Genomic DNA, 22,695 nt, shown 5'->3' with positions numbered 1-22,695 from the left:
GCGGCGCCCTTTACAGACCGAGCATCATCTTCGCGATGATGTTCTTCTGGATTTCGTTGGAGCCGCCGAAAATCGACAGCTTCCGGTTGTTGAAGTAGAGCGCTGCGGCGCTCGCGGCTTCGTCGGGCCCGATGGGCTCGCCCGCGTAGCCCTCGCCGAGCGCGGCTTCGACGAACGGCACCGCGTACGGTCCCATCGCGCGGCGCAGCAGCGACGAAATCTCCTGGCGGATCTCGGTGCCGCGAATCTTGAGCATCGAGCTTTCGGCGCCCGGCACGCCGCCGCCCGCCACGGCTGCGATCACGCGCAGGTTCGTGGTCTTCATGTTCTCGAGATCGATCTCGACCTTCGCGAGACGCGCCGCAAATGACGAATCTTCGGCAAGCGGCCTGCCGTTGCGCATGACCTTTTGCGCCGCGCGCTTCAGGCGCGCGAGCGCCGCCACCGAAAAGCCGACGCCCGCGATATTCGTGCGCTCGTAGGTGAGCAGATATTTCGCGTAGGTCCAGCCCTTGTTCTCTTCGCCCACGAGGTTCACCACCGGCACGCGCACATCGGTGAAGAACACTTCGTTTACTTCATGCTCGCCGTCGAGCGTGATGATGGGCCGCACTTCGATGCCCGGCGTGCTCATGTCGATCAGCAGGAAGCTGATGCCTTCCTGCTTGCGCACGTCGGTTGCGGTGCGAACCAGACAGAAGATCATGTTCGCGTAGTGGCCCAACGTGGTCCACGTCTTCTGGCCGTTCACGACATAGTGGTCACCATCGCGTACAGCGGTCGTGCGCACCGACGCAAGATCGGAACCCGCGCCGGGCTCCGAATAACCCTGGCACCACCAGTCGGAGCCGTCGAGAATGCGCGGCAGCCAGTAGCGCTTTTGCGCCTCGCTGCCGTACTTGATGAGCACGGGCCCGAGCATGTTGACGCCGAACGGCACGATGCGGGGCGCGCCCGCAATCGCGCATTCGTTCTCGAAGATGAACTTCTGCACGGCGCTCCAGCCGGGGCCGCCATATTCCTGCGGCCAGTGGTTCGCGAGCCAGCCCTTCTCGTTGAGCGTCGCGTGCCACGCGGCCATGTCGTCGCGCGTGAGGCGGCGGCCGTTGCGCACCTTGTCGGCGACGCGCTGCGGTAGCCGTTCGCGCAGGAAATCGAGCACTTCGGTGCGGAAGGCTTCTTCTTCCGCCGTGAATTTCAGGTCCATGCTTGTTTGACTCCGTCCGGGCGGCGAGACGACACGCTCACGCCGATTGATTCAGGCTCGCGAAATTCGCGCCGCGTTCCACCAGTTCGACGAGCAGCGGCGACGGGCGCCAGAACAGCGGATCGGCCTTCGCGAACTCGCGAATGTCGGCGAGGATCGCTGCGAGGCCAACCGTATCCGCGTATTTCATCGGGCCGCCGCGATAGCGCGGAAAGCCGTAGCCATAGACGAACGTGACATCGACGTCGAGCGGGCGCAGCGCAATCCTGTCGTGCACGACGTTCGCGCCTTCGTTGATCATCGCGGCCATGTAGCGGCGCATGATGTCCTCATCGGTGAAGCTGCGCGGCGTGATCCCGGCGCGTGCGCGCTCGGCGTCGATGATGGCCTCGACTTCGGGATCGGGCGTGCCGGTGCGCGCGCCTTGCGGATAGAGATAGTAGCCACGGCCCGTCTTCTGGCCGAACCAGCCGCGCTCGCACAGGCGGTCGGCGATCTGCACGTAGCGTGCTTTCGGATCGCGCGTCGCGGCGCGGCGCTTGCGCGTGGCCCAGCCGATGTCGCCGCCCGCGAGATCGGCCACCTGGTACGGACCCATCGCGAAGCCGAAGTCGCGCACGGCCTTGTCGATCTGATACGGCGACGCGCCGTCTTCCATCAGATGATCGGCGGCCGCGCGATACACCGCGAGGACGCGATTGCCGATGAAACCGTCACATACGCCCGCGCGCACGGGCACCTTGCGCAGCTTCTTCGCGAGTTCGAAAGCGGTGGCGACGACGTCCGCCGCAACCTGCTTCGGCACCACGATTTCAAGCAGCTTCATGATGTTCGCGGGCGAGAAGAAGTGCAGCCCCACCACATCCTGCGGGCGCGAGATGCTCGCCGCGATGGCGTCGATGTCGAGATACGACGTGTTGGTCGCCAGTACGGCGCCCGGCTTGCAGACGCGGTCGAGCTCGGCGAATACGGCCTGTTTGACGGCGATCTCTTCGAACACGGCTTCGATCACGAGATCCACCTGCGCGAGCGCATCGTACGAGGTGCTGCCGGTGAAGCGCGCGAGAATTTTGGCCTTCGCCTCGGGCGTCATGCGGCCCTTCGCGATCAGGCCGTCGTAGACCTTCTCGACGTGCGCGCGACCGCGCGCGAGCGAGGCGTCGTCGCGCTCGATCATCGTCACGGGCAGGCCCGCGTCGAGCGCGGCGACCGCGATGCCCGCGCCCATCGTGCCGCCGCCGACCACGCCGAGCGTGTCGATGGCGCGCGGCGAGGCGTTGCGCGTTTCGGGCGCCTTCTGCACTTCGCGCTCGGCGAAGAACGCGTGGATGAGGCCCGCGCGCTGCGGGCTGTCGAGGCATTCGAGGAACTGCTTGCGCTCGAAGCGCAGGCCGTCTTCGAACGATTCGCGCAGTGCGGCTTCGACGCAATCGACGATCTTCAGCGGCGAAAAGAGGCCGCGCGATTTCTTCGCCGTCTCGGCGCGCGCCGCGTCGATGGCGGCCTGGGCGGCTTCGCGGCTCGTGAGCCCTTGCGCGTCGCGCGTACGGCGTACCGGCGCATGCGCGGCGAGCAGTTCCTGTGCGTAGGCGAGTCCTTCGGCGAGGACGTCGTCGCTTGCGCCCACGCGGTCCACGAGGCCGAGCTTCAGCGCTTCCTGCGCGCTCGCATGACGGCCGCTCAGCATCAGCGAGAGCGCGGCTTCGGCGCCGATCAGGCGCGGCGTGCGCTGCGTGCCGCCCGCGCCGGGCAGCAGGCCGAGCTGCACTTCGGGCAGGCCGAGTTTCGCGCCTTCTACGGCGAGACGGTAGTGCGCGGCGAGCGCGACTTCGAGTCCGCCGCCGAGCGCCGCGCCATGAATCGCGGCCACGACCGGCTTGCGGCTCGCCTCGATGCGGTTGCAGACGTCGGGCAGCGCGGGCGGCTGCGGCGGCAAGCCGAACTCGCGGATATCGGCGCCCGCGATGAAGTTGCGCCCCGCGCCGACGATCAGCACGGCTTCTACGGCGTCGTTCGATTCGGCGTGCTCGATCGCGGCGGCGAGGCCGCGCCGTACGTCGACGCTTAGTGCGTTGACGGGCGGATTGTCGACCGTCACGAGCAGGACTTTGCCGTGCAACTCATGCAGAACGGGGGAGGGTTGGATGCTGTCGGCTGCCATGTTGCGTATCTCCAGTGGCGGATCGGGCGGCGTGGCGCAAGCGCCCGATTATTGGATGTCTTGGATGTCGGCCGATTTTGGACTGGTCAGGCTTCGTTGACAATCGTATTCCTTGTTGACAGACTGTCAAATTACCCTTGACAGTGAGCTGATCGTGGACGTCAATGCGTTGACCCTGCTGGTGGAGATCCTCGATGCGGGCAATCTGAGCGAGGCGGCGCGGCGGCTGAAGATGAGCCGTGCGAACGTCAGCTACCACCTCAACCACCTCGAAAAGTCGATTGGGCTGCAACTCGTACGGCGCACCACGCGCCGCGTCGAGCCGACCGAAATCGGCCTGAAGCTTTACGAACACGGCCGGGCGATCCAGAACGCGCTCGTTGCCGCGCGCGAGTCGGTCACGACGCTCGGTCAGACGCTGCAAGGCCGCGTGCGGCTCTCGGTGCCGAGCGGCTATGGCCAGCTCGTCATGTCCGACTGGCTCATCCAGTTCAAGCGGCTTTACCCCGGCATCGTGCTCGACGTGATGTTCGAAAATCGCGTGGAGGATCTGCTGCGCGACGAAGTCGATATCGCGGTGCGCGTGATGTCGGAGCCGCCGCAGAATCTCGTTGCGCGCGACATGGGGCCGGTGCGCTATGTTGCGTGCGCATCGAAGGCGTGGGCCAGCGCGCACGACATGCCGCAGCGGCTCGAAGAACTGCGCACCGTGCCCGTCATCACGGCCGCCGTGGTGGGCAGGCAATTACGCCTCGCGGGTTATCTCGGCGACGCACGCCACGAAGTCCTGCTGGAGCCGTCGATTATTTCGGAGAATTTTCTTTTTCTGCGCCAGGCGATTCTGGCGGGGCTCGGCGTGGGCATCGTGCCCGATTACGTGGTGCACGACGACATGCGCAGCGGCGAAGCCGTCACGTCGCTCGACGCGTGGCGGCTCAGCATCTTCGGCACGCACATGTACATGCTTTATATGCCGAATCGCCACCACACGCGCGCGGCGGCTACGTTCATCGAATTCGTGCTCGCCGAAGCGGGGAAGACCGGGCGCGGTGCTTCAACCTGAGGGGAAACGGGTATTCGGATTCCGGGGTTGGTTTTCGTCTGTGCGGCCAATTCGAATTCCTGCTGTTTTCCTCCTCCCGTGGCCCCGGGACGGTGTCTGCGAACGGCCAGACACAGCTTCAGGTCACTCAGGCAAACAGCTTGTCGTATGCCGCCAGCAACGTCTGGTGCATCGCGCTGCCTTGCATGTCCGCGCCCAATTCGTCCAATCCGAAGAAGCGCTCACTGCGATCGAGTAGTGCCTCGGCCTGGCGGACGGTTTCGGCGCCAAACAACAGCACCAGCGAGCGACGATAGGTCTCCACGTCCTCGAGATTAAGCATGCTTTCGATGCAGCGATACACCATGCGGCGCGACGGGGGCAGGTCCTTGAAGTGGTGAATCCAGTGGCAACCTTCAAGGATCGCATCCTTATCGCCGACGGCCAGCGCCAGCAGCGTTTTCAGCTCACCGATCCGAAGTTGCTTCCACGGCGTACCGACTGGAATGGCGAGACCGAGGATTTCCCACACCGGGCGTTCATCGTGCAGGTTCATTGTCTGCAGGTCGGCCAGCAAGGTCGCGCACGCTTCCTGGTTCAACTCCGACAGGCGCACCAGTTTAGGACGCAATTCATTGCCGATGCTGTTGTTCTCCCACTCCAGGTCGTCCACCGGGTAGATCTCGGATATGCCAGGCACGAGGATGCGGCAGGTATAGGCGCCGTGTTCGGTGAAGTCAGATACGTAAATATCCTTGCCTTCGCGATGGACGCAATCGACTAGCCAGCGGTAGTCTTCCTCAGTGGTGCTGCTGAAGTTCCAGTCCGTGAATGGGAAATCCGGAATATCGCCCATGAAGTCCCAGCTGACCACACCGCTGGAATCGACAAAATGGATTTCCAGGTTACCGACCGCGTTGACTTCACTCATATCGAAGCTTGGTTCCGCAAAGCCTTCCAGTGAGTCGAGTGCACGCCCCTGCAGCAATTCGGTCATCGCCCGTTCCAGCGCAATCTCGAAACGCGGATGTGCGCCAAAACTCGCGAATACGCCCTGGTCTTCAGGATGTACGAGGGTCACATTCATGACGGGATAGCGTCCGCCGAGCGACGCGTCTTTCACCAGGATGCCGAAGCCCGCCTTGCGCAGCCCGGCGATGCCGTTGCGGATGTTCGGGTAGCGCGCGATCACTTCATCCGGCACTTCGGGCAGACAAAGTCCTTCACTGATCACGCGATACTTGATGTGCCGCTCGAAGATTTCGGACAAGGCCTGGGTGCGTGCTTCCATCATCGTATTGCCGGCCGCCATGCCGTTGCTGACGTAAAGGTTGCCGATGATATTGACCGGGATGAAGGTCTGTGCGCCGTCGCGCAGACGGGTATAGGGCAAAGTGCAGATTCCGCGCTCTACATTGCCCGAATTGAGGTCAACCAGCACGGTGCCGTCGATTTCGCCTTCGGGGTTATAAAAGGCGTGCAGTTCCGGGTTAAGGATTTCAGCCGGCCAACTGCCGTCTGCCGTCGGCGCAAACCAGCGCTCTTGCTGATAGTGCACGAACGGACGTTTGGCGCGAGTCTCTCCCAGATAAAAGTGCGTCCAAAAATAATGTGTGCTCAAGCGTTCGAAAAACTCACCATAGGCGCTGGCCCGTGCCGCAAGTTCGGTTGTGCCCTTTCCATTGGAAAACAGCATCGGGCAATCGTTGTCCTTCATATGGATCGACCAGATCCCTTCGACTTCATTCTGCAAAGAGGATTCGTTGAGCCGGAAACCGCGTGCCGCCAGCATCTTCTGCATGGTTTCAATGGTCGATTCAAGAGAGGCATCTTTGCCGGGGATGAAGTTTTCGGCTTTCATTTTGATTTCTTGGCGGGCGGTTAAGAGGATGGTGCTGCGACGAGTTGCCGCTGCTGGATGCGAGGAATGGGCAGGCGGAACGAGGGGAGAAGTATATCGGGATTGCGGTCACACAACGTTTAGCCATTCGGGTGGAACGGCCGCAAAAGACCGCTGCTCGAATCTGGCTGGCGAACCCCACTCATCTTCGCAAAGAACGGCAGCGGCAAGACACCAGGCGTTCGATCTCCGGCTTCGAACCATTCAACGCCGCCGGCTTCGAGCCGTCGGCAGGCGACGAGGCCCGGTGAGCCTGGTGAAACAGTTACAAGATAAATATTGACGCTGGTCCATCCGGACGGTACTGTGCCGTTCGAAGTTCAAGAAGTTCGATTGCTGTTCATCAATTGCTCGCTCCTCAGCGGTATTCGTTGTCCTCTCCCTGCTTGAAGCTTCACACACTCTTTTAATAGAGCAAACCTTCGTATTTTTTTCTCAAGAGTTCTTCATGGATACCGGCACCGTTAAGTGGTTCAACGACAGCAAAGGCTTTGGCTTCATCACCCCGGACAAGGGCGGCGACGACCTGTTCGCTCACTTCTCCGAAATCAGGAGCGACGGCTTCAAGACGCTGGCTGAAAATCAGAAGGTGAGCTTCGAAACGAAGCAAGGCCCGAAGGGGCTGCAAGCGGCTAACATTAAGCCGCTGTAAAGTTGAAGGGCCCGGCCTCCCACTACGGATGCCGGGTTGCAGCGACACCCTCGCGGAGCTTTGTCTCCCTCAGTTGACGCGATCGCTCCTGATCGGCATCTGTTTATTGAGCAGCTTGCCAAGCGTCATACGCCTCGTTGCACCTCATTCTTCCCTCAGGCTTCAACGCCATTTTTCGCTTTTCGACCGCTTCAGAATTGGGCTCGAATGGCTGTCAATCCGCTCGCCCGTGTACGCTTCGTACGGCACGTGCGCGCTTGAATATCATTAAAATTAAAATGCAGAGCAAACAATCTCAACAATACAACGGCTATGCCGTCCAACCCTCGGCGCATCGTTTGCCCGACGGTACCTTTTCATCCAATCTGCTGCTCGAACGCATCGATAGCGCGCGAGCCGAAGGCCGCTACTGGTTCTATTCGCTCGACTACTTCAAGAATGAAGAGCAGGCGTTGCAGCACTCGGCCCACTGGGCACGGAACTGGGTCGACACGCGCGGTTAAGGACGGCGCCGCGGTTCGAAACGCCCAAAAAATCTGAGGCACCAGGGCGGGTGAAACAAAGCGTACCCAAACATCACGCGGGATACCGAATTACGCCTCTTCGGGACGCACGGCTGACCCCCTCTTCTTTCTGACCACGCCGATAGTGGCGAGGCAGATGGCACCCTTCGGTTACAATGCACGGCTAGTTCTCTTCGCACAGAGTCCAGTGAGGCCGGCAATAACAGTGCTCGCTGGACTGCGCGCCCCGGCTCGCATCGGACCGGCAGTGCGATGCCGCCACGTCTGACGAATCCCTCGCGTACCCAATTCGCCGCCCGGACAGGGCGGTGCCCATGACTTACAGGACGCGAGGGTTGCCCAGCAAATTTCATGCTTCCGACTACCGTGCGAGCGCGTGCCGATCAACGCTCGCGGCATTCTTCCTCAATGCGGCGTCCGAGCCGATGTCCCGCGAATTGATCAGGGACCTTTGAATGGCCAAAGAAGGCATCTCAACCAAGGAAATAAATTGACTACCGTAATTCTGAAACCCGACGAGCCCGTGGAAGTTGCATTACGCCGGTTCCGTCGCGCGATCGAGCGCACCGGATTGATTCAGGAGCTTCGTTCGCGGACTGCCTATGAAAAACCTACCGCAGAACGCAAACGCAAAAAGGCCGCCGCAGTGGCGCGCGTGCGCAAGCAGATCAAACGGTCGATGCCGCCGAAAAAGCGGTACTGACCGGGAATTGCCGGGTAACCATGCTGAAGCGGCACGTATAGTGCTCGGACGGTGTCTCGCGTAACCTCCGCATGGGGAATCGGTTCTGATCTGGGCCCAGTGGCCAGTTGAGTTCGCGTACCGGCCACTCGATTTTCTGCGATCGATTTTCTCCGATCGATAGACCGCTTCGGGCCGGCATGGGCCAGATGTCCCATTTATACCTGGGGTGCTCGTTTTTCGCACTACAGCATACAAGGCGAACATCAACCGCCGAATCCGAATACGGGGGAAAACGCGGCGGCTTCGCGGTGAGCCGTCCGTGGTGGCACGCTCGGCGCGCGCTTAGGGCTCGCGCGTACCGCCTTTGTCGCCGCTTTTCTCGCCTGCTGATTGCGCCGGCGCTCTGCCCGTGCGGGAAACACCCGTCTCAGGCGGACGCCCGCGCGTAGCGGGCGAAAGCGGCACGCGCTGCTGTATCCCTGCCTTGGCGAGCATATGCGCGCTGATAGGCGCAGTGAGAAAGAGAAAAGCCGGAATGAGCAGCTCATGCAGGCTCGCAAAATCGTTGTGCGTGCTGAAGTAAATCACCGAAGCGAACACGACGCCGCCCACGCCGAGCGTCGTGGATTTAGTCGGGCCGTGCAGGCGCATGAAAAAGTCCGGCAGGCGCACGAGCCCGATCGCTCCGACCAGCGTAAACAGGCTGCCGAGCAGCAGCAGCACGCAGACAAGTGCTTCGATAACGGTTTGCATCCGTTGGCCTCGCGTGAATATCGTCAGTTCAGTTCGATGATGTCGCCGCGCTGCAGGTACTTCGTGAGCGCGACCGTGCCGATGAAACCCATGACTGCGATCAGCAGCGCGACCTCGAAGAAGACGGTCGAGCGCAGGCTGATGCCGTAGACCACAATCAGCGCAATAGCGTTGACGTTGAGCGTGTCGAGCGCAACGATGCGGTCGGGCAGCGACGGGCCGCGCACGAGGCGCACGAGCGTGAGCAGGAACGCGATGCCGAGGATCGCGAGCGACACCGGAATGGCGATGGCTAACATTTGAAAATCTCCAGCAGCGGGGCTTCATAGCGGGACTTGATCTGCGCGATGAGCGCGGCTTCGTCGTCGAGATCGAGCACGTGCACGATGAGGCACGTGCGGTCGTCGGAGAGTTCCGCGCACAGCGTGCCGGGGCTTAGCGAAACGATGGCGATGAGCGACGTGAGCGCGATTTCGTGCGTGCTGTCGAGCGGCACTTCGATGAACGCGGGCCGCATGCGCTGCGTCGGCCCGAGCACGAGCAGCGCGACTTCGACGTTCGCGACGACGATGTCGATGAGCACGTGCAGCCAGAGCCGCACGAGGAGCCACGGGCGGCCGAAGTAAACCGGCTGCAGCCACAGGCCTTCGCCGATCACGAAAGAAATCACCCAGCCGAGCACGGCGCCGAGCACCAGGTTGCCGGGCGACATGTCGTTCATCAGCAGCAGCCAGCACAGCAGCAACAGCGTCGCGAGCCAGGGGTGGGGGAAGAGCCGTTTCAGCATGATCAGCTCCCGTTGTGCGGCGCGGGCAGGATCGCGCGGACGTAGGCGTCGCGGTCGAGCAGTTGTACGGCGGTCGCGTCGAGATAGCGCTTGAGCGGCCCCGCGCCGATCGTTGCGGCCACCGCGCAGGCGAGCAGCAGTGCACACGCGGCGAGCTTCGCGCGCGCGCCGTGCGGCGCTGCGGGTGGCGTGGCGATAGCGGTTTGCGAAGCGGGGATTGCCCAGAGCAGCCGCGTGCCGGTGCGGCTGAGCGCGACGATCAGCAAGAGGCTCGACAGCAGCACGGCGGGCCACAGCACGACGGCCTGCGCGATGGGCGTGGCCGCGAGCACCATGGCCTTGCCGAGGAAGCCCGAGAGCGGCGGCAAGCCCGCCGCGCCCACGGCGCCCGCAAGAAAGAGCAGCGACGCGCTTTTCCACGGCCACGGCGCGGTGGCGCGCTTCGGGCGAATAACAGGTTTCACGACAGGGTTCACAACAGGGCGAATGACTTCAATGACGGTGCGCTCGGCCACAGCCACGGCCACGTCCGCAGCCACGGCTGGCTCGCCGTCCGCATCGGGCGAGATGGCCGGGGCCGTGGTGTCGTCGAGCGCCGCGTGAGAAGCCGGTTCGAGGTCGGCGGCGCGCTCCGGCGCTTCCGGTTCTAGCGTGTCGGCGAGCAGGAACAGCGCCGCCGAGCACAGCGTCGTGCTGATCAGGTAGTAGAGCAGCGCGGCCCACGCAGCCGCGCTTTGTAACGTGGCCGTCGCGATCAGCAGGCCCACGGAGGTCAGCACGAGATAACCGGTCGTCGTCTTCAGACTCGACACCGCGAGTGCGCCGAGCGCGCCGAAAACGAGGGTCGCGATGGCGAGCCACCACGCCCAGTTGTGCATGAAGCTATCGAGCAGGCCGCCCGCCGCGCCGAACACGAGCGCATCGCAACGCAGCATCGCGTAGACGCCCACCTTCGTCATGATCGCGAAGAGCGCGGCGACCGGACCGATCGCGCTGCGGTACGCCTGCGGCAGCCAGAACGAGAGCGGAAAGACCGCGGCCTTCAGCCCGAACACGAGCATCAGCATCGCGCCCGCGAATTGCGCGAGCGGCACCGAGGCGGGGTCGAGATGCGCGAGACGCTCGCCCATGTCGGCCATGTTCAGCGTGCCGCACAGCCCGTACAGCACGCCCACGGCAATCAGGAAGAACGACGAGCCCACCAGGTTGAGCAGCAGGTAATGCAGGCCGCTGCGCACCCGGTCGCGTCCGCCGCCATGCAGCAACAGCGCATACGAGGCAATCAGCAGGAGTTCGAAGTACACGAACAGGTTGAAGAGATCGCCCGCGAGAAATGCGCCGTTCACGCCCATCAGTTCGAACTGGAACAGTGCACGGAAGTGACGGCCGCGCCGCGCGTCGGCGCTCGATGTGCCGAGCAGGCAGCAGCAGGCGAGCACGGCGAGGAGCAACAGCATGAGCGCGCTGAGGCGGTCGAGCTGCAGCACGATGCCGAATGGCGCGGGCCACGCGCCGAGCGCATACGTGAAAATTTCGCCTGACGACGCGCGCACGGCGAGCCACACGGCCACGGGCAGCAGCGCGAGCGTCGCCGCGACGTTGATCATGCGCTGCACGCGCCGCGCGCGCAGCGGCAGCGCGACGATGGCGCCCGCTGCGACGAGCGGAATCGCGATGGGAAGGAGCAGGCTGTGGTTCATTCGCCGCGCGTCTCCTTGCCGTCGACGTGATCGCTGCCGTTGAGCGCGAGCGAGCGCAGCGCGAGCACCACGGTGAAGGCGGTCATGGCGAAGCCGATCACGATGGCGGTCAGCACGAGCGCCTGCGGCACGGGGTCGGCGTATTGCGCGAGCGTGGAGATCACGGGCGGCTTGCCGGTCGAAAGCCTGCCCATGCCGAGCAGGAACAGGTTGATGGCATACGAGAACAGCGTGATGCCGAGGATCACGGGCAGCACGCGCGCGCACATCAGCAGATACAGACCACACGCGCAAAGGACGCCGAGTGTCACGGCGTAAGCGGCTTCCATCAGCTTTTCTCCACGGATTGCAGATCTTTGTCGCGCACGCCGAGGTGCGAGACGATCGTGAGCGTCGTGCCGATCACCGCGCAAAACGCGCCGAGGTCGAACAGCATCGCGGTGCTCAATTCGATTTCGCCCACGAGCGGCAGGTGAAAATGCCCGAATGCGCTCGTGAGGAACGGCCTTCCGAACGCGAGGCTGCCGAGGCCGGTGCCCGCGGCCACGAGAATGCCGAGCCCGGCCAGCGCGCGGTAGTTGATGCGCATGCGCGACTCGGCCCACAGCACGCCGCTCGCCATGTACTGCAGCAGCAGTGCGACCGAAGCGATGATCGATGCGATGAAGCCGCCGCCCGGCAGGTTATGGCCGCGCAGGAAGATGAAGATCGCGACGAGCGTCGTAAGCGGCAGCATGAGCCGCGCAAGGATGGCCAGCAGCAGCGGATGCGACTGCGACGACCACGGCAGGCCGCCCGACCCCGTGGCGGGCGCGGTCAGGCGCAGGCCGCGCAGCAGTGCCTTCACGGCGAGCCCGGCGACCACGAGCACACTGATTTCGACCATCGTGTCGAAGCCGCGGAAATCCACCAGAATCACGTTCACGACGTTGTGACCGCCGCTGGCGGGCAGCGCGTTCGCGAGAAAGAACGGCGCGATGCCAACGCCTGGCGCGCGGGTCATCACCGCGTAGGCGACGCCGCCGATCATCGTCCCGCCCGCAATCGCCAGTACGCCGTTACGCACGCGCGCGCTCACGGATTCGACGGCGCGCTGCTGCACGGGCAGGAAGTAGATGGCGAGCACGAGCAGCATGACCGTCACGATTTCGACGGACATCTGCGTGAGCGCGAGATCGGGCGCGGAAAAACGCGCGAATGCGAGTGTCACGAGCAGGCCGCAGGTGCCGAGCAGGATCAGTGCGTGGAGCGTGTTCGCACGCACCCGGACCACGGCCACGGCGAGCAGCGCGGCGAGCGCGAGGCCGGTCAGCGTGACTGGATCGGCGGGCAAGCCGGTGCGCGACCCGGCGATGTGCGTGAGGGCGAGGAGCGCCGAGCCGGGCACGACGATCATCGCGCCCACCATCCACGCGAGATAGGACGGGAGCGAGCCGTTTTCGAACACGCGCACGATGCGCGCGGCGACCTGTTCGAGGCGCTGCACGAAGCGGTCGAAGCCTTCGCTCGCGTTCATTTCGGAGAGCAGGGAGCGATGGTGGCGGAACGCGTCGCGACGGAAGAAGAACAGCATCGCGCCCGCGGCGAACGACACGGCGCTCATCGCGAGCGGCAGATTCAGTCCGTGCCAGATGCTCAGGCTATAGACGGGCACGCTGCCGTTCAGGGTGATCCACGCCGCCGATTCGAGCATGCGCCCGATGGTCTGCTGCGGCACGAGGCCGACGAGCAGGCACAGCACCACGAGGATTTCGACCGGCAGCCGCATGAACCGCGGCGGCTCGTGAGGCGGGAAGTGCGGCAGATCGCGCGGTGCCGCGCCGTCCCAGAACACGCCGTAGACGAAGCGCAGCGAGTACGCGACGGACAGCCCCGCCGCGATGACGGCGAGCGCCGGAATCACCCAGTTGAAGTCGCCGAGCAGTCCTTGTGCGAGCGTTTCGCCGAAGAACATCTCCTTCGACAGAAAGCCGTTGAGCAGCGGCACGCCAGCCATGGCGAGCGAGGCGACGCCCGCGAGCGCGGCCGTGTAGGGCATGTAGCGGCGCAGCCCGCGCAGCGTGCCGAGGTCGCGCGTGCCGGTCTCGTGATCGATGATGCCCGCCGCCATGAACAGCGACGCCTTGAACACCGCGTGGTTGAAGGTATGGAACAGGGCGGCGACGGTGGAGAGATCCGTGTCGAGGCCGAACAGAAGCACGATGAGGCCGAGGTGGCTGATCGTCGAATAGGCGAGCAGACCCTTCAGATCGCGTTGCACGAGCGCCATCGCCGCGCCGCCGGTCAGCGTCACGAGGCCCGCGATGCTCACGGTGTAGACCCACCAGTCCGTGCCCTCCAGCACCGGATAGAGCCGCGCGAGCAGAAACACCCCGGCCTTCACCATCGTCGCCGAATGCAGATAGGCTGAGACGGGCGTGGGCGCGGACATCGCGTGCGGCAGCCAGAAGTGGAACGGGAACTGGGCGGATTTGGTGAACGCGGCGAACAGGAACAGCAGCAGGATGGCCGGATAAAGCGGATCGCGCTGGACCTTGCCGCTTTGCGCGAGGATCTGCGTGAGATCGTAGCTGCCGCAGACATGCCCGAGCAGCAGCACGGCGCCGAGCAGCCCGAGGCCGCCCGCGGCGGTGATTGTCAGCGCCATGCGTGCGCCGCGCCGAGCGTCGGGGCGCGACGGCCAGAAGCCGATCAGCAGGAATGAAACGAGGCTCGTCAGCTCCCAGAAAATCACCATCAATAGCAAGTTGTCCGAAAGCACGAGGCCGAGCATTGCGCCCATGAACAGCAGGAGGAGCAGATAGAGGCGCGGCAGCGATTCGCTGCCGGCAAGGTAATAGTTCGCGTAGACGAAGATCAGGAGACCGATCGCAAGCACGAGCAGCGCGAACATGAACGAGAGCCCGTCGAGCCGCAGCGCGAACGCGAGGCCCAGTTCGGGCAGCCACTCGCGGCGCCACAGCAGCACGCCGTGGGTGGCCATGCCGACGCGTTCGCTCGCGAGCAGGCCAAGGCCGAAGAGCGCCGCCGCGAATGCGATCCACGTCGCGAGCGGCCGCACGAACCGTGCAGCCAGCGCGACGAACGCCGCAGCAAGAAACGGTAAGACAACTAACCACCCTAATGCCATTCGGACGTCTCCGGAAATCTCCTGCACGATGAGCGGGACGCCGGGCATGCCGTGCGTCGCAGACCACGATCATAGCCGCAAATGGGGCCGTAGCTCGCCAGGGTGAGCGTGCGTGCCGCGAAACAGGTCGTCGCGGGCCGTCGCGGGCCGTCGTGGAACGCGGGATCAGGCCATCTGGCTGAGCGTCTTGCGAAAGCGCATGAGCGAAAAGGCGAACAGCACGCTGCCGATGACCGCGAGCCACAGGAACGGTTGCCAGACCACGCTGATGCCCGCGCCGCGAAAGAGGATCGCCTGGCCGAGTTCGACGAAGTGCGTGGTGGGCGCGGCGAGCATGATGTTCTGGACGAACGGGGGCATGCTTTCGCGCGGCGTGTTGCCGCCCGAGAGCATCTGCAGCGGCAGCATCACGAGGACGAGCAGCATGCCGAACTGCGGCATGCTGCGCGCGAGCGTCGCCATGAAGATGCCCATCGAGGTCGTGGCGAACAGGTGCAGCGCCGCGCCCGCGAGAAAGAGCGCCACCGAGCCTTCCACCGGTACGCGCAGCGCGCCGCGCACGATGAACGTAAGCGAGAGTGCGGCCGCGACCAGTACGACGAGCCCCATCGACCAGATCTTGGCCACCATGATTTCGGTGGGCGTGACCGGCATGACGAGCAGGTGTTCGATGGTGCCGTGCTCGCGCTCGCGGATCAGCGCGGCGCCCGTGAGGATGATCGAGAGCATCGTCACGTTGTTGATGATCTCCATGAGCGAGCCGAACCACCCCTGCGTGAGATTCGGATTGAAGCGCATGCGCACCGCGAGCGACACGGGCGCTTCGACCGGCGCGCGATAGCGGTTCACGAAGAGGTTCACTTCGTCGCCGATCATCTGCTGGATATAGCTGCTGCCCGTGAACGCCTGGCTCATGCGCGTGGCGTCGACGTTGAGCTGCACTTCCGCCGCGCGGCCCGCGAGCACGTCGCGCTGCAGGTTCGGCGGAATGTTGAGCACGAACGTGTAGCGGCCTGCGTCCATGCCCGCGTCGGCTTCGGCGGGCGTCACCATGCTCGGCGCGAGGAAGTGCGGCGGAAAGAACGCCCCGATGATGCGCTGCGAGAGCGGCGAAACGTCGTGGTCGATCACGGCGATGGGCGCCTTGTGCAGCGATTCCGGCCGCGAATTCGCCGACGAATAGATCATCGCCGTAAACGAAAACACGATGAAGAGCAGCAGCATCGGGTCGCGCGCGAGACTCCAGAGTTCCTTCACGCCGAGCCGGTAGATGTTGGCGAGATGGCGGGCCACGTCAGGTCTCCTGCTTCTTGAGCAGCGCGGCGGTCATGCCGATCAGGACCGGAATCGCGACCGCGAGCGGCCAGAACGACGCGTAGAGATCCTGGAAATGCAGCGCCTTGTTGAACACGCCGCGGCTGATCGTGAGCATGTGGGTGGCCGGATAGATCTGGCCAATGAAGCGGCCAGCGCCCTCCAGCGAGGAGACCGGCGTGAGCATGCCCGCGAACTGCACGGAGGGCACCATCGTGCCGATCATCGTGAAGAACAGCGCCGCGATCTGGCTCTTCGTGAACGTCGAGGCGAGCAGGCCGATGGCGGTCGCGCACATGCAGTAGAGGACGGCGGCGCCGAACAGCGTCAGGAAACTGCCCTTGATCGGCACGCCGAACACCGTGACGGCGAGCAGCGTCATCAGCAGGAAGTTGAGCAGCGCGAGCAGCACGTAGGGCGCCTGCTTGCCGAGCAGGAATTCGAGGCGCGTGACGGGCGTCACGTAGAGGTTGATGATCGAACCCAGCTCCTTTTCGCGCACCACGGCGAGCGCGGTCAGCATGGCGGGCATCATCATCAGCAGCATCGGGATCACGGCGGGTACCATCGCGGGCAGGCTGCGCACGTCGGGGTTGTAGCGAAACCGCGTTTCGATGGAGACGGGCGCGCGAACGCGCACGCCGAGGCGCTGCGTCGCCTGGTCGAGGAGCCACCCCTGGTGCAGACCGAGCACATAGCCGCGCACCGTTTCCGCGCGCTGCGGCATCGCGCCGTCGATCCACACGCCGATCTCGACCGGCGTGCCGCGGCCCACGTCGCGCGCAAAGCCGGGCGGAATCTCGATGGCGAGCGCCAGTTCGCCGTCGCGCATGCGCCGGTCCATCTCCGCGTAACTCGACAGCGGCGGTTGCGCGATGAAGTAGCGCGAGCCCGAGAGGTTCAGCTCGTAGTTGCGCGAGAGCGTTGTCTGGTCGAGGTCGAGCACGGCGAAGCGCAGGTCCTCCACGTCCATGCTGATGCCGAAGCCCATGACGAAGAGCAGCAGCAGCGAGCCCGCGAGCGCGAGTGTCGCCCGCACCGGGTCGCGGCGCAACTCCAGCGCTTCGCGCCACATGTAGCTGTACGCGCGCTGGAAGCTGAAGCCGCGTTGCTGCGCGTGCGCTTCATGCGATGCGTCCGGGTCCGCGCCGAGTGCGGCGAGTTCGCCGGTCTCGCTCTCCTGGGTGCCCGCGCCCGCGTCGACGAGATAGGCGATGAACGCCTCTTCGAGCGTCGCCGCGCCGCGCATCTGCGTGATCTCGTCGGGTGTCGCACTCACCAGCACGCGGCCCGCGTGCATGAGCGAGATGCGGTCGCAACGTTGCGCTTCGTTCATGAAGTGCGTCGAGATGAAGATCGTGACCTGGTCGTCGCGCGCGAGCGCAATGAGCAGCCGCCAGAAGTTGTCGCGCGCAACGGGATCGACGCCGGAGGTCGGCTCGTCGAGAATCAGCAGCTCGGGCTTGTGCACCATCGCCACCGCGAGCGAGAGCCGCTGGCGCACGCCGAGCGGGAGATTCTCGGGCAGCGTGTCGAGCACGTCGGCCAGGTCGAAGCGCTCGACCATCTCGGCCACGCGCGCGTCGATATCCGCTTCGGGCACGTGAAAGAGCCGCGCGTGCAGCACGAGGTTCTGGCGCACGGTCAGCTCGCCGTAGAGCGAGAACGCCTGCGACATGTAGCCCACGCGCCGCCGCGTGTCGAGGTCGCGCGGATCGACGGCGTGGCCGAAGAGCCAGGCTTCGCCGTCGCTCGCGGGCAGGAGCCCGGTGAGCATCTTCATCGTCGTCGACTTGCCGCAGCCGTTCGAGCCGAGAAAGCCGAAGATCTCGCCGCGCCGGATGCGAAAGCTCACGTGATCGACCGCGACGAAGTCGCCGAAGCGCATCGTGAGGTCCTTTGCTTCGATGGCGATTTCGGCGTTCTCGTCGGCGTGGAGCGGCACGATTTCGACCGGCTGATGGCCGCGTTTTTTCGCTTCGGGCAGCAGCGCGATGAACGCTTCTTCGAGCGAGCCCGTGTGCGTGCGCTCGAGCAGTTCTCCCGGCGTGCCGGTGGCGAGGATCGCGCCGTCGTCCATCGCCATCAGCCAGTCGAAGCCTTGCGCTTCGTCCATGTATGCCGTCGCCACGATCACGCTCATCGAGGGGCGCTCGCGGCGGATGCCGTTGATGAGATCCCAGAACTGCGCGCGCGCGAGCGGATCGACGCCCGTGGTGGGTTCGTCGAGGATCAGGAGGTCGGGGTCGTGAATCAGCGCGCAGCACAGGCCGAGTTTTTGCTTCATGCCGCCCGAGAGCTTGCCCGCGGGCCGCGCGAGAAACGGATCGAGGCCCGTCGCGCGCGTGAGCGCGTCGATGCGGCGGCGGCGTTCGAGATTGTCGTGGCCGAAGAGCCGCCCGAAGAATTGCAGGTTTTCTTCGACCGAGAGCGTGGGATAGAGATTCTTGCCGAGGCCCTGCGGCATGTAGGCGATGCGCGGGCATACCTCGTCGCGATGCCGTTTGCTCGACATGTCGCCGCCGAGCGCCCAGACCTTGCCCTCCTGCACCGCGCGCGAACCCGCGACGAGCGCCAGCAGGCTCGATTTGCCGACGCCGTCCGGGCCGATCAGCCCGACCATGCGTCCGGCGGGTACGTCCTGCGTCACGTCGCGCAAGGCGACGGTCTTGCCGTAGCGCAGCGAGACGTGTTCGATGCGAACCGCGGGTTCGCTCATCAGGGCACCTTCACCTGAAGATTCGCGGGCCATTGCGCGTCCGAATCGAGCTTCACCCAGGCCACGCCCGGCAGGCCCGTCTTCACGTAGTTGAGGTGCCGTTGCAAAAGCTCGGGATCGATCTGCGCCCGCACGCGAAACATGAGCTTTTCGCGCTCGCTCTGGGTTTCGACGGTCTTCGGCGTGAACTGCGCCGTCGAGGAGACGAACGTGATCTTTGCGGGGATCACCCATTGCGGCGCGGCGTCGAGCACGATGTGCACGTCCTGGCCGAGCGCGAGGCGACCGGCGGCCTGGGTGGGCAGGAAGAAGGTCATGTAGACATCCGAAAGATCGATCATGTTGAGCACCTTGCCGCCCACGCCGAGCACTTCGCCCGGCTGGGCGATGCGGAACTGCACGCGGCCCGCGCGCGGCGCCTTGAGATCGCTGTCGGTGATGTCGGCCTGGACGCGCTCGATGGTGGCCTGCGCCGCCGCGATCGCCGACTCGGCGCCGGTCTGCTGCGCGCGCGCGGCCGTGACGGCGGCGGCTGCGGCGGTCACCTGCGCCGATGCGGCCGTAACGGCGGCCTGCGCGCTCTTCACGCGCGCGCGGTCGTCGTCGAGTTCCTGCATCGACGAAGCGCCTTCCTTCGACAGCTTTTCCGAGCGTGCGAGACGCCTGCGTGCGGCGTCGAGTTCGCTGTTGCGCTGCGTGACGAACGCTTCGGCTGCGCGCTGGTCGCTCTCGCGCAGCGCGATCTGCGCTTTCGCGCTCGCGTCGGCATTGATGGCCTGGCGGTGCTGCGCCTGGGCTTCGCTACGTTGCGCCTGCAACGTGTCGATCTGCATGTGCGCGAGCGTCTGCCCCGCCTGCACGAAGTCGCCCTCGCGCACGACCACGTCTTGCACGCGCCCGGCGAGCCGCGTGGCGATGTCGATTTCGGTCGCCTCGATCCGACCGTTGCCGTTCACGAAACCGGCGCCCGGACCGCGATTCGAGATCAGGCGCCAGCCGAAAAAGCCGCCCGCCGCGACGGCAATCACGATGAGGGCGGGAATCAACCTGCGGGCTGTGATCTGCATGACGGGGAACCTTAGGGGTTGGCGCGGCCGGCGTCGGCGCTCGATGCGAAGCTGCCGCCGCCCAGCGCCGTGTAAAGGGTGACGCGGCTCGACAGCAGCGCGCGCCGCGTTTCGACGAATTGTTGCTGCACGGCGAGCAGATCGCGCTGCGCGTCGAGCACTTCGAGGAACGGCGACGCGCCGTGGTCGTAGCGCAGTTGCGCGAGGCGCGCGCGCTCGGCCTGGGCATCGACGGTCGCGCGCAGCACGTCCACCTGTTCGGCGAGCCACTCGCGCGCGGCGAGCGCGTCGGCGACATCGCGAAACGCCGACTGGATCGCCCGCTCGTACGACGTCACGGCCTGGTCGCGCTGTGACTTCGCGACGTCGAGATTCGCTTCGCGGCGGCCCATGTCGAAGATCGGCAGCGACACGCTCGGGCCGAAATTCCATGCGAAGCTCGGGCCCGTGAAGAGATTGCTCAACTGGGTGCTCGCCGTGCCCGCCGAGCCGGTCAGCGTGATCCTGGGAAAGAATTCGGCGCGTGCCGCGCCGATGTTCGCATTGGCCGCGCGCAACTGATACTCGGCGCCGATGATGTCGGGGCGGTTGACGAGCAGATCCGAGGGCAGGCCTGCGGGCAGGTCGCTCATCACGGCTTTGTCGTTGAGCGCGATGTTCTTGTGAGGCAGATCGACCGGCTTGCCGACCAGCAGTTGCAGTGCGTTGACGCGCGTGGCGCGTTCCAGTTGAAGCTGCGCGCCGAGTGCGACGGCCTGGCGCCAGAGCGTTTCGACCTGCTTCAGATCGAGCTTCGAAATCGCGCCGACTTCGTGACGGCGCTTGAAGATGCGATAGGACTTTTCGCGCGTGGCGATGGTTTTCTGTGTGAGCGTGATGCGCTCGTCGAGTTCGCGCAGGCTCAGATAGCTGTTGGCCACCTGCTCGATGAGCGTGAGGGTGACGGCCTGGCGCGCGGCATCGGTCGCGAGATAGTTCTGCAGCGCCGCTTCCTTCAGGTTCGCGACACGGCCCCAGAAGTCGAGTTCCCACGACGCGAGGCCGATGCCGACCTGGAACTGGTTGGCGGTCACCGCGCGGCCTACTCCCGAGAAATCGGCCGGTACGCGGGCGCGCGCGAGATCGGCCTCGACGCCGATGGTCGGGAACTGGTCCGCGCGGCGGATGCCGTATATCGCGCGCGCTTCCTCCACGCGCTGGATCGCGAGCCGCAGGTCGCGGTTGTGGTCGAGCGCGTCGGCGATCAGGCCGTGCAGCGTGGGGTCGGTGAAGTAATCTTTCCAGCCGGTCTCGGCGGCGCTCGGGCCGTTCTGGGGCTGCGCGGCGCTGTTCGGGAAGGTCTCCGGCACCGGTAGCGGCGGCTGCTGAAAGGGCGGAGCGAGCGACATACAGCCCGCCAGCGCCGCGGCGAGTGTCGCGAGTGTTGCACGCGTCGCCCGCGTCGCCAGTGGCGAGCGCCGCACGGCGAGGGCCGCGAACACCCTGGGGTCCGGACGGCGATTCATCACGGTACTCTCCTGTCGCGCTTCTTTTATGGGTTATCGGCGCTGTACCTTCGCGCGCCCTTGCGATGAGCGTTCTGGCGTGGCGAAAGCGCTACCTGTGCGTGGCCCAGTTTGCGAACAAGCCGCAAACAATTCGCGAACAATGCTAGCGCAACGGTAAAACGCGTGACGGCCAGATGCGCGGCGGCGTGCAGCGGTGTCGATTCCGAGGAGTGACGAGCGTGGCTGCGGACGTTCTGCCGGTTTTCCTGTCCAATTTGCGATCGGGCAGCCATACGGTTGCATGTAGACGCTTCTCCTGGTGCGATGGAGTTGTACCTTTATAGGTATAGGTAAGCCGTGAAGGAGGATATATGCGCACCATCGCGTTCACCGACGCTCGCGCCAATCTGAAGCGTGTGATCGACCAGGTCGTTGACGACAGGGACGTGACACTCATTACCCGCCGCGACGCACCCAATGCCGTTGTCATGTCCCAGGAGCATTACGACAGCTTGATGGAAACAGTCCACCTTCTGCGCTCCCCGGCAAACGTAGCGCATCTGGAGCGCTCCATTGCGCAGGCGCGCGCAGGCAAGGTAAAGCCGCGCAAGCTGGTTGACGACGCCGAATGAGCGTCGCGTTGAACATCATGTGGACTGCCGAAGCCTGGGACGATTACGTCTACTGGCAGGGGCCGGACAAAAGGACGTTGAAGCGCATCAATCAACTCATTAAGGACGCGCAGCGCTCGCCGTTCGAGGGTATTGGCAAGCCGGAGCCGTTGAAGGAAAACCTGAATGGCTTTTGGTCGCGTCGCATTGATGAAACGAATCGCCTGGTCTATGAGGTTGTGAACACACAGATCAATATCGTTTCGTGCCGCTACCACTACTGACGGCTTGCGGATTCCGCTGCAGCCTTGAGACGGGGCAGCCGTGATCATGCTTTAGATGAGCGGGGCGTCTGCTATGTCTGGCATAGCCGTATTTTTTGGCTCTTTCGCCATCGAAATTCCAATGACGGAATAAACATCGAAAATTATTAAATTCCGGGAAGCCGCTGCTTGGTCGCGGCTTGATTATGGCTGGTTTGTGAGGCCTAAATACGGCTTTGTACTGGCTGAAGGATTGAGATCTGGAAAATCCCCGGTAAGACAATAGTAATTACACGAATATTATGATATTTATTTTTCGTGACATTGCCCATCCTATTTGAGATGTCGGCACCATTTAATCCGGGGTGTCGATAGATTAATCCGGAAAGCCAGCCTCCGCATCGACGTGCGTTTGCCGTACGCCTTCCTGTTCTCTCGCATCACGCACTCTTCCGCGCCGATCCGCACATTCCTTGTGTTCACTGCCGGAGCCATAGCGGTTCCGGCGGTGCCGTTTAAATCCACCGCCCGCGCACCGGAGTTTTCGCATGTCGTTGATCCTGCCCGTACAGGCCTACGAGTTGAAGCTGGCGCCACATCCGGCGCCGTTCTCGGTTCTCAAGTTCACAGGCCGGGATGCCGTGAGTGAGCTGTATTACTACGACATCGAATTTACAAGCCCGGTTTCCGGCA

The 22,695-nt window shown here is 64.3% G+C and carries 19 protein-coding genes; 6 read left to right on the top strand and 13 right to left on the bottom strand.

What is annotated here, in order from left to right; all coding sequences use genetic code 11:
• Nucleotides 1-10 precede the first annotated feature (10 nt).
• Nucleotides 11-1,207, bottom strand: coding sequence for an acyl-CoA dehydrogenase family protein (locus Q0L30_RS08700; RefSeq protein WP_296653940.1), 1,197 nt, complete (start codon nt 1,205-1,207; stop codon nt 11-13).
• Nucleotides 1,208-1,244: 37 nt separating this feature from the next.
• Entirely contained in the window at nt 1,245-3,368 is a 2,124-nt protein-coding gene (locus Q0L30_RS08695) for a 3-hydroxyacyl-CoA dehydrogenase NAD-binding domain-containing protein (RefSeq protein ID WP_296653938.1), read from the bottom strand.
• Between the two features lie 154 nt (nt 3,369-3,522).
• Between Q0L30_RS08695 and Q0L30_RS08690 the strand changes: the two genes are divergently transcribed.
• Nucleotides 3,523-4,431 (top strand): LysR family transcriptional regulator, encoded by a 909-nt coding sequence (locus tag Q0L30_RS08690; protein ID WP_296653935.1) that lies wholly within the window; start codon nt 3,523-3,525, stop codon nt 4,429-4,431.
• A gap of 127 nt (nt 4,432-4,558) precedes the next feature.
• Here Q0L30_RS08690 and ycaO read toward each other — a convergent pair whose 3' ends face one another.
• Nucleotides 4,559-6,271: a 30S ribosomal protein S12 methylthiotransferase accessory factor YcaO gene (gene ycaO, locus Q0L30_RS08685; protein WP_296653934.1), complete on the bottom strand. Its 1,713-nt coding sequence runs from the start codon at nt 6,269-6,271 to the stop codon at nt 4,559-4,561.
• 487 nt (nt 6,272-6,758) lie between these two features.
• Here ycaO and Q0L30_RS08680 point away from each other — a divergent pair, with 487 nt between their 5' ends.
• From Q0L30_RS08680 to rpsU, 3 genes are all read left to right on the top strand, one after another.
• The gene (locus Q0L30_RS08680) at nt 6,759-6,962 is read left to right on the top strand and encodes a cold-shock protein (RefSeq protein ID WP_028225987.1); all 204 of its coding nucleotides are present in this window, start codon (nt 6,759-6,761) and stop codon (nt 6,960-6,962) included.
• 278 nt (nt 6,963-7,240) lie between these two features.
• Nucleotides 7,241-7,465, top strand: coding sequence for a hypothetical protein (locus tag Q0L30_RS08675; RefSeq protein ID WP_296654134.1), 225 nt, complete (start codon nt 7,241-7,243; stop codon nt 7,463-7,465).
• Nucleotides 7,466-7,976: 511 nt separating this feature from the next.
• Nucleotides 7,977-8,189 carry a 30S ribosomal protein S21 gene (gene rpsU, locus Q0L30_RS08670; RefSeq protein ID WP_296653912.1) on the top strand — a complete coding sequence of 71 codons (213 nt, stop codon included), beginning with the start codon at nt 7,977-7,979 and terminating at the stop codon, nt 8,187-8,189.
• Between the two features lie 324 nt (nt 8,190-8,513).
• On the opposite strand, the gene Q0L30_RS08665 is transcribed toward rpsU, so the two are convergent.
• From Q0L30_RS08665 to Q0L30_RS08620, 10 genes are all read right to left on the bottom strand, one after another.
• Entirely contained in the window at nt 8,514-8,924 is a 411-nt protein-coding gene (locus Q0L30_RS08665) for a Na+/H+ antiporter subunit G (RefSeq protein WP_296653910.1), read from the bottom strand.
• Nucleotides 8,925-8,947: 23 nt separating this feature from the next.
• Nucleotides 8,948-9,223 carry a K+/H+ antiporter subunit F gene (locus Q0L30_RS08660; RefSeq protein WP_296653907.1) on the bottom strand — a complete coding sequence of 92 codons (276 nt, stop codon included), beginning with the start codon at nt 9,221-9,223 and terminating at the stop codon, nt 8,948-8,950.
• The gene (locus Q0L30_RS08655; protein ID WP_296653904.1) at nt 9,217-9,711 is read right to left on the bottom strand and encodes a Na+/H+ antiporter subunit E; all 495 of its coding nucleotides are present in this window, start codon (nt 9,709-9,711) and stop codon (nt 9,217-9,219) included. The genes Q0L30_RS08660 and Q0L30_RS08655 overlap by 7 nt, the downstream gene beginning before the upstream one ends.
• Nucleotides 9,712-9,713: 2 nt before the next feature.
• Nucleotides 9,714-11,411: a monovalent cation/H+ antiporter subunit D gene (locus tag Q0L30_RS08650; RefSeq protein ID WP_296653900.1), complete on the bottom strand. Its 1,698-nt coding sequence runs from the start codon at nt 11,409-11,411 to the stop codon at nt 9,714-9,716.
• Entirely contained in the window at nt 11,408-11,740 is a 333-nt protein-coding gene (locus Q0L30_RS08645; RefSeq protein ID WP_296653898.1) for a Na+/H+ antiporter subunit C, read from the bottom strand. The genes Q0L30_RS08650 and Q0L30_RS08645 overlap by 4 nt, the downstream gene beginning before the upstream one ends.
• The gene (locus tag Q0L30_RS08640) at nt 11,740-14,541 is read right to left on the bottom strand and encodes a monovalent cation/H+ antiporter subunit A (protein WP_296653895.1); all 2,802 of its coding nucleotides are present in this window, start codon (nt 14,539-14,541) and stop codon (nt 11,740-11,742) included. The genes Q0L30_RS08645 and Q0L30_RS08640 overlap by 1 nt, the downstream gene beginning before the upstream one ends.
• Before the next feature lie 165 nt (nt 14,542-14,706).
• On the bottom strand, nt 14,707-15,834 hold the full coding sequence (locus Q0L30_RS08635; RefSeq protein WP_296653892.1) for an ABC transporter permease: 1,128 nt from the start codon (nt 15,832-15,834) through the stop codon (nt 14,707-14,709).
• Nucleotide 15,835: 1 nt separating this feature from the next.
• A complete protein-coding gene (rbbA, locus tag Q0L30_RS08630; protein ID WP_296653890.1) occupies nt 15,836-18,574 on the bottom strand; it encodes a ribosome-associated ATPase/putative transporter RbbA in 2,739 nt (912 codons plus the stop codon).
• Entirely contained in the window at nt 18,574-19,641 is a 1,068-nt protein-coding gene (locus Q0L30_RS08625) for an HlyD family efflux transporter periplasmic adaptor subunit (RefSeq protein WP_296653887.1), read from the bottom strand. Before Q0L30_RS08625 ends, rbbA begins: the two co-directional genes overlap by 1 nt.
• Before the next feature lie 11 nt (nt 19,642-19,652).
• A complete protein-coding gene (locus Q0L30_RS08620) occupies nt 19,653-21,146 on the bottom strand; it encodes an efflux transporter outer membrane subunit (RefSeq protein WP_296653884.1) in 1,494 nt (497 codons plus the stop codon).
• 353 nt (nt 21,147-21,499) lie between these two features.
• Between Q0L30_RS08620 and Q0L30_RS08615 the strand changes: the two genes are divergently transcribed.
• Together Q0L30_RS08615 and Q0L30_RS08610 are read left to right on the top strand one after the other, a co-directional pair.
• Nucleotides 21,500-21,760 (top strand): type II toxin-antitoxin system Phd/YefM family antitoxin, encoded by a 261-nt coding sequence (locus Q0L30_RS08615; protein ID WP_293043220.1) that lies wholly within the window; start codon nt 21,500-21,502, stop codon nt 21,758-21,760.
• Nucleotides 21,757-22,023, top strand: a complete 267-nt coding sequence (locus Q0L30_RS08610; RefSeq protein WP_296653877.1) for a Txe/YoeB family addiction module toxin — start codon at nt 21,757-21,759, stop codon at nt 22,021-22,023. The genes Q0L30_RS08615 and Q0L30_RS08610 overlap by 4 nt, the downstream gene beginning before the upstream one ends.
• Nucleotides 22,024-22,695: the final 672 nt, after the last annotated feature.

This window comes from Paraburkholderia sp., assembly GCF_024281035.1.
Classification (GTDB): domain Bacteria; phylum Pseudomonadota; class Gammaproteobacteria; order Burkholderiales; family Burkholderiaceae; genus Paraburkholderia.
Note: the sequence above shows the minus strand (reverse complement) of the source record. Positions and strands in the feature narration are given on the sequence as shown.

Excerpts from the sequence above, each read along its gene's own strand:
- rbbA (WP_296653890.1), bottom strand. The coding sequence starts at position 18,574 with ATGAGCGAACCCGCGGTTCGCATCGAACACGTCTCGCTGCGCTACGGC.
- Q0L30_RS08675 (WP_296654134.1), top strand. The coding sequence starts at position 7,241 with ATGCAGAGCAAACAATCTCAACAATACAACGGCTATGCCGTCCAACCC.
- Q0L30_RS08660 (WP_296653907.1), bottom strand. The coding sequence starts at position 9,223 with ATGTTAGCCATCGCCATTCCGGTGTCGCTCGCGATCCTCGGCATCGCG.
- Q0L30_RS08650 (WP_296653900.1), bottom strand. The coding sequence starts at position 11,411 with ATGAACCACAGCCTGCTCCTTCCCATCGCGATTCCGCTCGTCGCAGCG.
- Q0L30_RS08700 (WP_296653940.1), bottom strand. The coding sequence starts at position 1,207 with ATGGACCTGAAATTCACGGCGGAAGAAGAAGCCTTCCGCACCGAAGTG.
- Q0L30_RS08640 (WP_296653895.1), bottom strand. The coding sequence starts at position 14,541 with ATGGCATTAGGGTGGTTAGTTGTCTTACCGTTTCTTGCTGCGGCGTTC.
- Q0L30_RS08615 (WP_293043220.1), top strand. The coding sequence starts at position 21,500 with ATGCGCACCATCGCGTTCACCGACGCTCGCGCCAATCTGAAGCGTGTG.
- Q0L30_RS08655 (WP_296653904.1), bottom strand. The coding sequence starts at position 9,711 with ATGCTGAAACGGCTCTTCCCCCACCCCTGGCTCGCGACGCTGTTGCTG.
- Q0L30_RS08620 (WP_296653884.1), bottom strand. The coding sequence starts at position 21,146 with ATGAATCGCCGTCCGGACCCCAGGGTGTTCGCGGCCCTCGCCGTGCGG.
- Q0L30_RS08680 (WP_028225987.1), top strand. The coding sequence starts at position 6,759 with ATGGATACCGGCACCGTTAAGTGGTTCAACGACAGCAAAGGCTTTGGC.
- Q0L30_RS08695 (WP_296653938.1), bottom strand. The coding sequence starts at position 3,368 with ATGGCAGCCGACAGCATCCAACCCTCCCCCGTTCTGCATGAGTTGCAC.
- Q0L30_RS08610 (WP_296653877.1), top strand. The coding sequence starts at position 21,757 with ATGAGCGTCGCGTTGAACATCATGTGGACTGCCGAAGCCTGGGACGAT.
- ycaO (WP_296653934.1), bottom strand. The coding sequence starts at position 6,271 with ATGAAAGCCGAAAACTTCATCCCCGGCAAAGATGCCTCTCTTGAATCG.
- Q0L30_RS08645 (WP_296653898.1), bottom strand. The coding sequence starts at position 11,740 with ATGGAAGCCGCTTACGCCGTGACACTCGGCGTCCTTTGCGCGTGTGGT.
- Q0L30_RS08625 (WP_296653887.1), bottom strand. The coding sequence starts at position 19,641 with ATGCAGATCACAGCCCGCAGGTTGATTCCCGCCCTCATCGTGATTGCC.
- Q0L30_RS08665 (WP_296653910.1), bottom strand. The coding sequence starts at position 8,924 with ATGCAAACCGTTATCGAAGCACTTGTCTGCGTGCTGCTGCTGCTCGGC.